We start from the raw sequence: 14230 nt of genomic DNA on the forward strand, positions 1-14230 counted from the left end.
ACATATTTAATTTTAGTGATAAAATAATTTCTCCGGCTTTTTTGACATCAAAGGGTAATAGTTGTTGAACCAACGTATATAGATGCTTATGTAATTGATTTTTAGCATCATTAGAATTAATTGATGTAGTTGTAGTCGATTTGTAGTAGGCAATTATTCAAATAATTCGTTTTCAGCATCTATTTTTGAATACATATATGAAGGATTTATTTACCATATTTCGGCATCGTCAGTACCAGAGAGGGTTTGTTAATTCTTATTGATGCAGAGGAGTTGCATCGCTTCAGGCTTAATACGCCTGAGTTAAAATTTTGTTTTGTTCGTAAACGCTAATATATGTCGATATCAAAAACACAATGGAAAATCGAATCTGACAGAATCACTATCCGTCCCCGCGGCATTCTGTTCATCCTTGCCAGCGTTTTGGCGGTTATCTTTATTGGATTGTTCCTGTTAGGTCAAAAAGAAAACGCTGGCTATATGAGGCCCCTGGTGGTAATAATGGCACTCGTTTGGCTGCCTTTCTTACTGGGTGGTTTTACGTGTGTAATCTTCGATCGCAACGCTGGTCGTATGAAACAGATGCTGTTTGGCTTTCTTCCTGTCAGGAACGTTCCTTTTGAGAAACTGTATCAGGTGAACATGATTACCCAACGCCCAGGCGGTTTTAACTTCCGTATCTTTACCAGGGCAAATAAGTATGGAAGAGGTACTATTATAAGTTCCCACTACAGTAAAGATACCGATCCAAACGCGGTAGCATTCATCAATGAAGTCATTCCCCTGATTCACCAATACCTGGATGCTGTAGCGCCATTAGAATCGGAAAACACAGCGATCACCGACTACGAATATTTCACCGAAGGTGATGGCATCTATACCCTCAAGGTAAAGAAAGCCGGACTCGTCGTGTTTGGTATCCTCTCCCTGGCCATCGGCATTCATGAATGTACCCCCGATGCCTGGATGTATTACCTCAATATAGTCGGTAAATTATTGGTGACCATCTTCCCGATCGCATTAGGTGTAGTGTTCATCGCTGCTGCTTATACCAGGCTAACTTTCAATATAGGGACCCGTATCATAGAAAGGAAGAGTCCAATCGGTATAGGCAATCGTCAGTTTAGCTTCGACAGTTTTGTCAATTTCGAGACGGTGCGTAAAACCTATAACGGTGTTTACACCGGTACGGATATCAATATGTTCTTTGAAACTACTGGCAAGAAAAGCAATGTACTGCGGGTATCTACTTTCAGGAGTGCGCAACAGATCGAACGCTTTATGCGGGAGATCAGGAGTATTATAAATACAGGGAAAAGGTTGTAAGAATGTGATAAAGGTAGATATGGCCGCACGGGGCCTTTTACTACCCATCAATTGTCTGAAATTCAAAATGCAAAGATAACCCTTACTATAGACACAACGGTAACCGTTGGAGAAGTACCACAATTTTTTGTGTCATTCTATAGACCCTGTATTTTTCTTTTGTGATGCTGATACATATTACTATTAGAGTCCCTGCTGCCTCGGCAGGGACTCTAATAGTAATGGTAGGGTAGTTCCGGTTTATTTAGTTATTGCTTAATTATTTTTTCCCGGAATACTTTACCACCATTCTGTATGATAACAAAGTATATTCCCGAGGTAAGCCTGCTAAGATCAATTGATTGCTGATAGTGTTCTATATTACCAGCTTTAACAGATTGAACTAATATACCCTGCACATTCATTATCTGTATGTAAGTAGGGGCTTGAATATCTAATCCCTGCAACTGAACAGACAAGTTGTTCACTACCGGGTTAGGAAATACTTTTACAGCCGCGGAAGCAGTACTTTCTATCTCCGGAGCTGCGGCCAGCAACCCTGCACTACCAGCCCCACCATGATAAACAAATCCTCCTCCTTCGAAGAACTGCCCATTGGTATACAACATTGCACCGATAAGCACATCACTATAACCATCCCCATTAACATCGCCTGCACCGTCCACACTAAATCCCATTAATGCGTTCGCCTGGTTGGATTGTATCGTCGATGCAGGAACCGGATTTATGCCATTGGACCGGCCATAATAAACGTAAGCCATTCCTTCGCCTATCTGGTTGATGTTGTTGTTCTGCGCTCTCGCACCAACTACAATATCGCTGAATCCATCATTATTGATATCTCCGGCAAATGCAAGCGTACCGCTGTAATAAGTCGAATCCACATTTCCTTCCAGGATCGTGGCAGGAATTGTATCAATACCTGTGGAATTACCATAATAGACATTTACTGCGCCTTCCAGGGATTGGCCATTGGAATAATTAGGGAAGCCTATCAATATATCACCATGACCATCATTGTTAATATCTCCGCCACCTGCAAGGGCATATTCGTGAAATGTACCAGGTGCATTCAATATCATGGAACTGGCAGGTGTTACTTCAATACCGGCAGGCCCTCCGAAATATACAAAAATCTTATTGTCTGCTCCAACCACAATATCATTGTAGAGGTCATTATTAATGTCCAGTGCCCCCGAAACCTGTGATCCTAAGTGCAATCCGGCTTGATTGCTTTCAATAACAGTCCACGGAGTATATGATATCCCCCAGGGACCACCATAAATAAGTGTCACAGTTCCTTCATAAGTTTGTCCGTGTGAAGCCCCGCTTGACCCTACAATTATATCATCGATAAGATCTCCGTTCACATCTTTTGTTATTGCTATAGACGATCCAAACTGGCCATAAGCCGGGTCGCCATAGACGGTCTCGGGCGTGGTTTCAATACCAGCTGCAGCGCCATAATATACGGAGATACCACCTTGACTGTTCGCACTGTCTGTGGGAGCAATTGTTACTATATCATCGTAGCCATCACCATTAACATCTCCGCCTCCGGCCATATTTGTTCCATATTGTCCGCCGGCTACGTTTGATGTCAACAAAGTATACCTGGTTGGATTAATACCACGGGAACTACCATAATATATGAATATAGCCCCGTTTCCGCCCTGTCCATTAATATAGCCTGGTGCGCCCAGCATAATATCATCATAACCATCGTTGTTGATGTCTCCTGCAGTTGATACCTTATATCCCATCAATGCGTCTGCCTGGTTGCTTTGTACGAAAGTATTGGCATTCTGCGGAGTACCATTCAATACAATAGGATCAATAGTAACCGGGTAAACCGCTTTTTCAACATCTACTTCTATTTGTACCTGGTTATTCTGTACAGAAAAATGTGCCGGTAACATAGTACCCTTCGCATCCCATACTTTCAGGTCATTGTAAGAAAGTCGTTGCTGCTTGTTTTTGAATGTGAGACAGGTTTCACTACGTTTGAAAGTTTGCCATCCTTCGGATGCCTGCAGTTGTATATTGAGTTTGTGCGCCTCTACAGCCGGTTTTTGTATGATAAAGTTCTGCCGGATACCCTGATCATTATTTACATATTCTACTGTATAATGATTATCATGATTAAATTGTATGATACCATCGTCGATTATGGCTACAGGCTGCACTGCTGGTTTGTAAAGAGAGCGACCATCAGCAGATACTCCCTTTACCGCAAACCCGAATGACCATTGTTGTTGGGAGTTCCGGGGTGTAATACTTATTTCCTGACCAGTATAAACAGCATGCAGGCTATTCTTAGGGTTAGTACTTTGGTAGATACCCGCATTGCTTTGCCAGTGGATAAAGTATTCGCTACGTGAGAGTTGTTCCTGTATCTGATGCAGTTTATCTTTTTCAATAACAGGTTCTGTATATGCTTGTACAGTACCGACAGAAAACAGAAAAGTAGTAAGAAGGTAGAGTTCTTTCATGGTGAGGTAATTGTGGGTTATATAGGTTACAGAATATACGGGTTAATTACGTTTTGTGAATATAATAAAAATAATATACCAATTCCCAAATTTTCCAGGTTATAAATATCGTTACTCGAATAAGCATTGTGTCTCGTCCTGATATATGTTTACATCTATTGTGTGAAAATTCCGGGCAGTGAATTCATGTATTCCTGAGGAGACGGCTGTAAAAAAGCCAGCATTTTTTAGTTCACAGGATTTGTGGACATCATTACTTATTGGACATCTATTCGACAAAAAACAAAAAGATGCGGTTCTTAGATATGAGGATAATGACACAGTTGCAAATGTTATTATTCTGAGGCTGTCAGGAAAAAACTGGGATACTATCTTTTCTACAAAGATTTGTCCAGTGACAACAGGTGCTTTTGAAGACCTCATAGAAGTGAGTGACTTTAACGGAGACAATATTCCTGACTTGAAAATTGTAAAGGAGTATTGGAATATTCATATTGGAGAAAAGTCTGATCTATGGCTATACAGCAAGAATCATTTTACAAAAGTGCAAGGATTTGATAGTATCATAAGTGCAACATATGATAGACGTACAAACTTGATTTATTCATATCAAAGCATGGGTTGCGCAGATATGGTTATGTATTTTGGGATTTTCAAAATCATTGAAAATAAAGTGGAAAAAATAAAAGAAATGAGCTGCGACTGCTGCCTGGAATCTAATGGCAGTTGTATAATCGAGGTGTTTGGACAAAAGCCTCATTTAGTTCCATATAAGATGGCTTATAAATATGTTCCCAGTTTTTATGCAGAAGGTGTTAAAGAAAAATGTGAAATGGCTGTGGACAAATAAATAAATGGAGTTATGTGTTTCTATTTTGGTGCTTAGAATAGGGGATTCTACCTGGGAATCCTTTTTGGTCAGCTCTTTTTTGTAGCGCTATCGAACATCTCAGTTTTTGCGTTTTCATTCAGCAACTTTTCTATTTAAGAAGTCCTGTTTTATGGCATTAATAAATTATTTATTTATAAATTTTAAATATATTTGAATTGTTTTTCTGTAAAGCGAATTTTGTGAATTAGCATTGTATAAGCCTGATTATGTAACCCAGTTTCTATATAAAAGAACCATGAGACAATTTTACTCGAAGAAATTACCTTTGTTATTATTCGGTTTATTTTGTTTGACATTAATATGCTTTTGGGCATGCAGCAAAAAGGACCAATCCTCATTATCAAAAGAAAAATTGAATGTATTCTTTGCTTACGCTGGAACAAAACGCTACTATTAAAAGCGCAATTGACCAGTTGCAGCAGCTTAATGCTGATTCTCCTTTTACGATCACGTCCAGGGAGATGGCCATTTGGGATAATCCCGTGAGTTCGGGTTCTTTAGGGAAAGTTAACTCATTTGATATGCTGTTTCCTGTTATTGGTCAAGATAGCCTGCTATCCGGGTATTGTAAGGTTACAGTGGAGAAGGGGAAAGTAAAATCGCCTGCTTTTATATCTTATAACCACCTAAAAGGAATGAAAGATGAAGCCCAGAAATGGCGTATGAGCCAGGCATTTTGGGCATTATCAAAACAAGGGTATAAGATGCCTGAAGCGTTAATTTCTTATCTGTCTGCAAAGAATGGAACTAATGATATAACCTCAAGAAAGGTAACTAAGAAAACGTCAACTTCTGCAAGCACGACATCTTGTACGGTTACATTGGATATATATGTGACAATGTATACCAATACACAAGATGGGCAGTGCGCATCGACAAGTCAGGAAGAATATTTGAGTGGTATAACCACTGCAATAGTTGAAAATCTGCCAAACGAATTATATAACTATTACCAGGAGCCTTATACAGTTATGGCTAATCCTGCCGGTTCTGGGATTATAATTTATGGAAATTCAGATGTCGTGAGTGTCATCGCAAGCTCAAATGGCGCTAATATTCAACAGATGATTTCAAGTATATTGTCTAACTATTACAATTACTGTATAGTAAATGGCCCCTTCTTGAATTACATGCTGGCCAATGGAACTAATTGTTCTACTAATGGAGGTGGTGGAGGAAACGGTGTCGGCGGTGGGCCCAATCCTGTTCTTGATGCTAATGGTGTGGAAAATGTGTTGGTTGAAGAGGATGAAAGTGAGGATAATTATTCGGATTACGACTTAACTAATGGGACTGGAACTGTTGCTATAAAATATTCATATGAAGCACAAATTGCGCGTGACCAGGATACCTACAATATTCTCAGCGTGGTTATCGATCCAATGACGGCTACCCCGATGACGGTGACCTACAATGATAACAGCGGCAGAGTAGTTACACGTAGCCTAACCTTATTTGATAAATTGCAGTGGTATGAATTGTTAACTGATCCGAGGCGGGTTAACCTGCATTGGGGGTGCTTGGTGAACGCCAGGTATGTGTATTCAGATGGTACTGTCAATACCAGGCAGTGGTCGAAAAGTAAAACAATAACTAAATAATAGCCCACTAAATGTATTACAATGAATTCAACATACAAGTCAGGTCTTAGCGCTGGGAAAAACAATTTCGTTGATGAACTGCTCCAGCCCCTTCGCCAGCGGCAACAGGAAATCGTTGGCAACTCGCGTTATGAGCTGATAGCGCTTTTTTGGGAGATCGGCAAACAGATAGATGAATATAGCCGACAAGGGTCACAGATACCTGCGTTGGCACTTATTCAGGATGAATTGACCGCTAAATTTGGTGGGTTGTTCAAAGAAGTACAGCTACCTATTATGTGGCGGTTTGCCCAAATGGTTTCAGAGCCTGCGATCATGTCAAAAATGGCGTCTTACTTTGACTGGAATCATATTGCATGCTTTGCCAAACTTCAAAATGAGGAAGAACTTTTTCATTTTATTGACCGCAGCTTCCGGGATAGCTTAAGCGCCGGGCAACTTGAAAAGGAAATAGATCTGTTTCATAGAGATGGCAATGCCTCCGATCAATCATCAGGTCTTGCGACTTATACTGTAGATCAGAAGAAGCTTTCCGGATTACTCCCTGAACCGACAACTGCTCTAACCAATAAAGTACCGAAAGATAGTTTGTATACAGGATCGTTGGCGCCTGCTTTTGCTGAACTGTTCGAATCCAATCCGGAATTTGACCATTTGGTGGCACAGGAGGAGATATCCTCGCTATCCTATGCAATCCGCCGGTTAATCCAAAAATTCAGGTCCAGTCATAGCACCAGGATCAATGGCCGCTTGAATTTGATTTTTCTGGAGTTAGGCCGAATCATCAGCGATAAAATAGCCGGGAATAAAAATAGGGCTGGTGGAGGTATGACGCTGGATCAAATCTCTGCATTGCTTCGGGAAAACTATGATAGCCCTGTATTCAGTGAACGCAGTATTGCAGGTATGATCTTATTTCATGAAAAGAGCAATGATAGAAATAAGGCGGCCCGCATTGCCCACCTTGTAGATTGGGAAGACCTTTTAGCGCTTCTTCAACTCCATGACAGCGAAGACATGCTTATTTATGCCCGCTTGTTGGCACAAAAGAAACTGACAGTTTCTGACCATATTCCAGATAGTGTTTTGGAGGATGAACGTCGCTTACTGCTGCAAACCACACCCGTGAATAAACAACCTGAGGTTTCCGTCCCAAAGACAAGAAATTCCGAAGTCAGAATAACGGAAACTTTTGTGGCACTTGATCGGGACATTCTCAATGATGGATTTGTCATGGACATTTTTGGCAATCCATATTTCGTGTCGCTGATGCGTGAAGCGTGGAAGCAGGGGTAAACACCTCGAACAGTTCCTGTATCGGATATTTGCGTGCCTTCTTCCAGCATCTTCGCAGTGCGATTAGAATAAGAAGAAATACAATCTATTCGTTTGCGGAAGGATTGTATCAGCCCAGATTGCACTCGGCCCCAAGGCTACCTGGTCGGACTATGTATATAAGGAATCCCCACAAATGAAATCCCCTTTATGAAGTGGATAAATTTACCAGGCAGCATCAGCGCCTCCCTAATAGCCCGGCTCGTGAGCAGATCGTAAAAGAAGGTTTGCTGTGTCATTTGCTGTGTCAAATTTGTGTCAACGAAAAGGGGAGGAAGGGGGGGAAAGGGGGGATTTTAGGAAAGTAGGAGCATTAAAAACTCTGTAAATCAATGGCTTACAGAGTTGTGTCGTGCCCAGAACTGGTAAGTTCTCGAACCAAATAGTATTGATAATGATTAAGTTAATCTTATTAAAATAATAAATTAGGGCTTGCAAGCAAAATCGCTGCGCCTTATTCAACGCCATATTTAATTCCGATCTGTACGATTATCCTGACAGGAAAAAAACGAACGAACCTATCCGCTAAAATGTCCATGTCGATACTATTCAAGTCAATTATCTCCTGAATATATCTTTGGGCTGTGTAAAAACGCTGCTCAATTCTACCTGATATGCAGGATAGCCCTTGCCATTGAGAACATCAGGACTGAACAATTAGGAAAGGCTGTAAAAAAGCCAGTATTTTTACATAAGTGAGTGTAAGATGATACAGCAGGCTCTTAAAGCATTTATTAAGAAATGGCGTTAAAATTATCATACGTCAGTAAGCGGAATTATATTAATTTCATTTTTATGCTCTGGCTGCTGTAATACTAAGGCTGTTATTTAGGCGAATAGTAAATTCATAGACTTAATTATAAAAATAATGATACGGGTAATTCTTTTCTTAACAGTTTGTTTTCTTTCTTGTGGACAACATAGGGTAGAAATAAAAGCAAAAGGCCGGGATATAAAGCTTTTGACCGATAGCACAGTTGACGTATTTTCCAAAAAAAAAGCATCTTTGAATCAGTTGTTCTTACTAAACAAAGATTCAGCAAAATTTAGTTCACGGGATTTGTGGACATCATTACTTATTGGACATCTATTCGACAAAAAACAAAAAGATGCGGTTCTTAGATATGAGGATAATGACACAGTTGCAAATGTTATTATTCTGAGGCTGTCAGGAAAAAACTGGGATACTATCTTTTCTACAAAGATTTGTCCAGTGACAACAGGTGCTTTTGAAGACCTCATAGAAGTGAGTGACTTTAACGGAGACAATATTCCTGACTTGAAAGTTGTAAAGGAGTATTGGAATATTCATATTGGAGAAAAGTCTGATCTATGGCTATACAGCAAGAATCATTTTACAAAAGTGCAAGGATTTGATAGTATCATAAGTGCAACATATGATAAACGTACAAACTTGATTTATTCATATCAAAGCATGGGTTGCGCAGATATGGTTATGTATTTTGGGATTTTCAAAATCATTGGAAATAAAGTGGAAAAAATAAAAGAAATGAGCTGCGACTGCTGCCTGGAATCTAATGGCAGTTGTATAATTGAGGTGTTTGGACAAAAGCCTTATTTCGTTCCATACAAGGTGGCTTATAAATATGTTCCCAGTTTTTATGCAGAAGGTGTTAAAGAAAAATGTGAAATGGCTGTAGACAAATAAATAAATGGCGTTATGTCTCTCTATTTTGGTGCTTAGAATAGGGGATTTAACGAACCAGTTTTTTAACAGATTTTTTATCGACCCATAAAGTTGACCTGGTAGCATAGGTCAATACTTCCTGCAATTATTAGCTTATTACTCTTATATCTATATACATGGAAATCGAACCATAGCCCTTTGCTTCTTATTATCATGTCAATTTCTTCTGCAATGATTTTCAATGTCTTTGATATTTCGCTAATGTTTTAATAGTTCGTATTGTTTTCTGATTTCTACGGCGCTTATTAATTTCTTCCATTTTCACGCGGATATAAAAAAGGAATCTTATCACTTTGTAGAATTTCTTTTGTATCAATATTCAATGCTGACAAACTTCCGGTAAATCCTGCACCAGTATCAATATTCCAAACATTACAGGCGTGCATAGGTAAATCAGAATTATAAGTTAACGTTGGTGTATGTCTAACATTGCTGGATGGCATAACTGAATAGATTTATTTGTAATGCAAGATCTATATCGTGCCAAACTACTAATAATATGGTTTTGGCGCGATATAGATGACGCTCAACTTCAGAGATATGTTTATTGACGTTAAAAAGCCAGAGTACGTTATTATTCAATATGAGTTATAGTCTACTAATAAACTCATTGGCGTAAATAATCAATTGTTTCAACCCCTGTTCCTCCATAGGATAGTGTCCGGCGCCTTTTAGAGTTTTAATGGAGAAAGGGGCTTTAATTCCTGCCATAGACAGTTTGCTGAGTTCAATTGGCGTCCATCCGTCTTTTTCAGGCTGCGTCAATAGTATCGGGCATTTGTCAAAGGCGGTCACTGCAATAGGTGATCTATAAGATGCGTAAGATGCAAGAAACTGTGTTTGGACCGAAGCGCCACCCGAAGCGGAATCATGCAATAAAATTTTCAATGCTTCTTTATGATTGACAAGATGATTCATTTTCGATACCGCTTTCATCGGTATCCCCATGGTCCTTAAAGGGGTTTTAGATAGCAGGCCAAGGAATGGAAAGGCGAACCATGCAGTATGTTTATATTTCGATGTATCATTAATGACCTGATAATGGGCATTGTCCAGAAAACACATACCGATGATACCGTACACTTCATCCATGTAGCAGGCTGCATTATAAGTGATCATACCACCGGCACTTAAACCATAAAGAATGGGCTTTTTGTAATCCCTTTTTGTTTCCGCATTTACGAAATCCGAAAAGGAAATAACCCAATCTTCGTAGGTGATGTTTTTTTGGTTTACTTCGGTCATGCCATAACCGAGATTATCCATAGCGACAACATCGTAGCCGAGTTCAGCCATTTTATGTCCGAAAATCATATTCAGCAATCGCCCGTTGGTACCGACACCGTGGTGCAGGAAAATCCGGTATTTTGAAGCTGAGTTAGGATAGCGGTCAAGGTGCATTTTATTGCCTTTCCAAATCCACTCCTCTTCCAGAGGTAAAGTGTTTTCGTTCAGTTGAAAGTCTGCGGGTAACAATTTGTTGACCAGCTTCCAAGCGTTGTTTGAATCGTAGGTTTTCATTTTTTTGAGTTTAGTTGTCTGTTTTTGTTTGACAGTACAAAGGTGGCCCAAAAAAAAAAGAACCCTCTTAAACTAATTTAAGAAGTGAGTTTTGCTTTCAATTTACTGAGCCAGACGGGTGTGATGCCCATAAAGCTGGCAATGTTTTGTGCAGGGAAGCGCTGGAACAGAAAACTGTAATTTTCATAAAGCCAGCTAAGGTACTCATCGCTGGTCAGGCCCAGCTGGAAATTACGAAAAAGGTCGATGGTCTTCAACAGTTCCTCTGTCTTAAACGTAAAATATTGGAGCAGGTCGAGTTGCTTGGATACTGCCTGGAACATGAAGTCATAATCAAAAGCAATGACAACAGACCTTTCATTGGCCTTAATTTCATAATTGGTTTTTTCATGAAAATAGACCGTATCATAGGCTTTAACAAACTCTAGGAAATCTTCGGTATGGAACATGACGGTCCTGTCTTCGCCCCGCGATGTAATAATGCTGCGAATAAAACTTCCGGAGACAATAAAAAACATCTTTTTATTGTCTGCATTGTACCTGATCAGGAGTTCGTTTTTTTCCAGCTTTAGTACGGTGCATTTTTGCTCTAGTTCTGCCAGAAATGGATGGTCATCCTTTACCGGAAACTTGTTTCGTAAGACTTTAAAATAATCTGTCTTTTCCATGTGTAATTTCAAAAGGATTAATGCAATAGGGTTTATAATATGCCTTGATTATGATGACATAAATATACACTATGTTTCAGAGTATCGGTAACTGCCCAATTTTGTCCCATTGTTTTGCAAAAAGGGTTGCTAAACTACCATCCTTATATTCATAAAACTGGCTTATTTAAGTTCGATAGATTTAAAACTGGAGGTCTTATTGGCTTTCTTGTCTTTTAGGAGCTTACATTTTGACTTTGGTTTACCATTAGTATAAATGCTTTGTAACACTTAAAAACCTTAACCATGATTAAAAGAGATGATCTTATTTTGATGAAGGCAGTGGCAATCTGCTTTAAGCCCTTTTTGAAACCCGAAGAAGCACTTATTTATTGCAACTTAGGCAGAACTCAATTTGCAAAGAATTGCGAGGAATATGGTGTCTATAAGTCGAATACAGGGTATTATAAGAAAGAGGATATAGATAAAATGTTATCAGGAGAATTGGTGACAACTTCTTCCATCAAACTTAAAGTAGCCTAGTAAAGAACGGGCCATTCATTTTGAATGGCCCGTTTTACTTATATCAGCGTATTAATATCAAACTTAGGTAAGTTACTGATAGCTGCCGTTTGGTCTTTAGGCTTATGCCTTTTGTAAGTTGCCTGTACCTGTCTGGTAGTGGTATGTCCCATCAGATAAGCAATAGTAGCATCGTCTACATTATTATCTTTTAACAGGATGGAAAAACTTAACCGGGCTCAAGACCATGTAATTTCCTTTTTTACTCCTGCCCGTTGAACCCATTCGCCCAACACCTTATTAGCTCCGTTTGCTGTTGGCAGATCGAATACACAGTCATTCGGGTTTGCTTTATTCAATGCGATTCTTTGCATCTCCTGCAGTACTGTTAAGGCAATGGCATGTAGAGTAAGAACAACGGGTTTGCCTGTCTTTTTCTGGATAATCCGGGTAATTAATCTTCCAACACTTAATGCAGATCTCTGATTACTTTAGATCCTGAACTATTTCGTAGTATATCCAGGTCTGCACCGAGGTGCGCCTGTTGTACGTGATCAATATAAAATTTTACATACCCACGGGTGGCCATAGGAAGTGGTGCCTGCCAGCTTGCTTTACGTGCAGCCAGCACTTCTCCACTAACATCAAGATGCAGTTTCTTTGCAGCCACATCCAGCTCGATGATATCATCATTCTGTACCAATGCCAATACACCTCCTATTGATGATTCAGGCGATATATGTAAAATCACTGTACCACTTGCCGTACCACTCATGCGACCATCAGAAATGCGCACTATATCTTTGATGCCTTTTTTCAATAGTTTCATTGGCAGATCCAGGTTTCCAACTTCAGGCATACCGGGGTAACCTACCGGGCCAACTCCTTTCAAAACCATCACACATTGTTCATCAATATCCAGATCTGGATCATCAATCCTGGCCAGATAATCTTCTATACTTTCAAATACGACTGCCCGGCCGCGATGCTTTAATAAATGAGCAGAAGCTGCAGCAGGTTTAATAACAGCTCCCTGCTCGCATAAGTTACCTTTCAGCACTACTATACCGGCTTCCGGCTGCAGGGGAGCCTGCTGCGTAGCGATGATCTCCGTATTGTAACAGGGAGAAATGCTGCTATTGTCACTGAGACTTTTCCCATTGACAGTTAAGACACTCATTTGCAGATAAGATTGCATTTCGCGAATAACGACAGGTAGCCCGCCTGCATAATAAAAATCTTCCATCAGGAATTTACCTGATGGTTTCAGGTTTACTAACAAGGGAATGCTGCTGCCTATGGTGTCGAAATCTTCCAATGAAAGTGGAACTCCGATACGACCGGCTATGGCTAGTAAATGAATAATAAAATTGGTAGAACCTCCAATGGCGGAATTAATAACAATGGCATTTTCAAAAGCCTCCCGGGTAAGTATACGGGAGAGTTTGAGGTCTTCCTTTACCATCTCTACAATACGACGACCACTCAACTGAGCCAGCAGTTTCTTGCGTGCATCCACTGCAGGAATAGCTGCAGCACCAGGTAATGTCAATCCGAGGGCTTCTGACATACAAGCCATCGTACTGGCAGTACCCATGGTCATACAATGACCCTGGCTACGTGCCACACCTACTTCCACTTCGTGAATATCCTGCGCAGTATAATTTTCCACACCTTGTTTTTCCTTTATCAGCCAGTTGAAAGAACCACTGCCAATGCATTCACCGCGAAAATGTCCGTTGAGCATAGCCCCTCCGGGTACTACAATAGTCGGGAGGTCCACGCTGCAGGCTCCCATAATAACACTCGGAGTGGTTTTATCGCAACCCGTAAGCAGTACTACCCCGTCGATAGGATTGGCGCGGATCGTTTCTTCCGCATCCATACTGGTCAGGTTACGAAATAACATGCTTGTTGGGCGCATGACCGTTTCTCCGAGAGAAGTAACAGGAAATTCAAATGGAACGCCTCCGGCTTCCAGCACACCACGCTTTACCACTTCAGCTATTTCGCGGAGGTGTGCATTGCAGGGAGTCAACTCACTCCAGGTATTACAGATGCCGATGACAGGTCTGTTCATGAAATAATCATCAGGATAGCCCTGGGTATGGAACCATGACCGGTGTACAAATCCCATTTTATCCTGTTTTCCGAACCAGTCTGCGCTTCTTAACTTCATTGCCGCT

The 14230-nt window shown here is 40.4% G+C and carries 11 protein-coding genes; 6 read left to right on the forward strand and 5 right to left on the reverse strand.

Annotated elements, in window-relative coordinates; genetic code table 11:
* Positions 1-336 precede the first annotated feature (336 nt).
* The gene (locus GO495_RS22880) at positions 337-1326 is read left to right on the forward strand and encodes a hypothetical protein (protein ID WP_157302107.1); all 990 of its coding nucleotides are present in this window, start codon (positions 337-339) and stop codon (positions 1324-1326) included.
* A 248-nt stretch (positions 1327-1574) separates the two neighbouring features.
* Here the strand turns inward: GO495_RS22880 and GO495_RS22885 are convergent, their stop codons facing one another.
* The gene (locus tag GO495_RS22885; protein WP_157302109.1) at positions 1575-3818 is read right to left on the reverse strand and encodes a T9SS type A sorting domain-containing protein; all 2244 of its coding nucleotides are present in this window, start codon (positions 3816-3818) and stop codon (positions 1575-1577) included.
* Between the two features lie 178 nt (positions 3819-3996).
* Here GO495_RS22885 and GO495_RS22890 point away from each other — a divergent pair, with 178 nt between their 5' ends.
* From GO495_RS22890 to GO495_RS22905, 4 genes are all read left to right on the forward strand, one after another.
* A complete protein-coding gene (locus GO495_RS22890; protein ID WP_157302111.1) occupies positions 3997-4668 on the forward strand; it encodes an XAC2610-related protein in 672 nt (223 codons plus the stop codon).
* 398 nt (positions 4669-5066) lie between these two features.
* Complete coding sequence (locus GO495_RS22895; RefSeq protein ID WP_170302712.1) at positions 5067-6311, forward strand: hypothetical protein; 1245 nt, start codon at positions 5067-5069, stop codon at positions 6309-6311.
* A gap of 21 nt (positions 6312-6332) precedes the next feature.
* Positions 6333-7607 carry a DUF1016 N-terminal domain-containing protein gene (locus GO495_RS22900; RefSeq protein ID WP_157302115.1) on the forward strand — a complete coding sequence of 425 codons (1275 nt, stop codon included), beginning with the start codon at positions 6333-6335 and terminating at the stop codon, positions 7605-7607.
* A 907-nt stretch (positions 7608-8514) separates the two neighbouring features.
* The gene (locus tag GO495_RS22905; protein ID WP_157302117.1) at positions 8515-9315 is read left to right on the forward strand and encodes an XAC2610-related protein; all 801 of its coding nucleotides are present in this window, start codon (positions 8515-8517) and stop codon (positions 9313-9315) included.
* A 284-nt stretch (positions 9316-9599) separates the two neighbouring features.
* Here the strand turns inward: GO495_RS22905 and GO495_RS22910 are convergent, their stop codons facing one another.
* From GO495_RS22910 to GO495_RS22920, 3 genes are all read right to left on the reverse strand, one after another.
* Positions 9600-9797, reverse strand: a complete 198-nt coding sequence (locus tag GO495_RS22910; RefSeq protein WP_157302119.1) for a hypothetical protein — start codon at positions 9795-9797, stop codon at positions 9600-9602.
* 145 nt (positions 9798-9942) lie between these two features.
* On the reverse strand, positions 9943-10875 hold the full coding sequence (locus GO495_RS22915; RefSeq protein ID WP_157302121.1) for an alpha/beta hydrolase family protein: 933 nt from the start codon (positions 10873-10875) through the stop codon (positions 9943-9945).
* Positions 10876-10952: 77 nt separating this feature from the next.
* Entirely contained in the window at positions 10953-11543 is a 591-nt protein-coding gene (locus tag GO495_RS22920; protein WP_157302123.1) for a Crp/Fnr family transcriptional regulator, read from the reverse strand.
* Between the two features lie 285 nt (positions 11544-11828).
* Between GO495_RS22920 and GO495_RS22925 the strand changes: the two genes are divergently transcribed.
* Positions 11829-12065: a hypothetical protein gene (locus GO495_RS22925; RefSeq protein WP_157302125.1), complete on the forward strand. Its 237-nt coding sequence runs from the start codon at positions 11829-11831 to the stop codon at positions 12063-12065.
* A gap of 448 nt (positions 12066-12513) precedes the next feature.
* Here the strand turns inward: GO495_RS22925 and GO495_RS22930 are convergent, their stop codons facing one another.
* Positions 12514-14223: an IlvD/Edd family dehydratase gene (locus tag GO495_RS22930; RefSeq protein ID WP_157302127.1), complete on the reverse strand. Its 1710-nt coding sequence runs from the start codon at positions 14221-14223 to the stop codon at positions 12514-12516.
* Positions 14224-14230 lie beyond the last annotated feature (7 nt).

It is taken from the genome of Chitinophaga oryziterrae (assembly GCF_009758125.1).
Lineage (GTDB): Bacteria > Bacteroidota > Bacteroidia > Chitinophagales > Chitinophagaceae > Chitinophaga > Chitinophaga oryziterrae.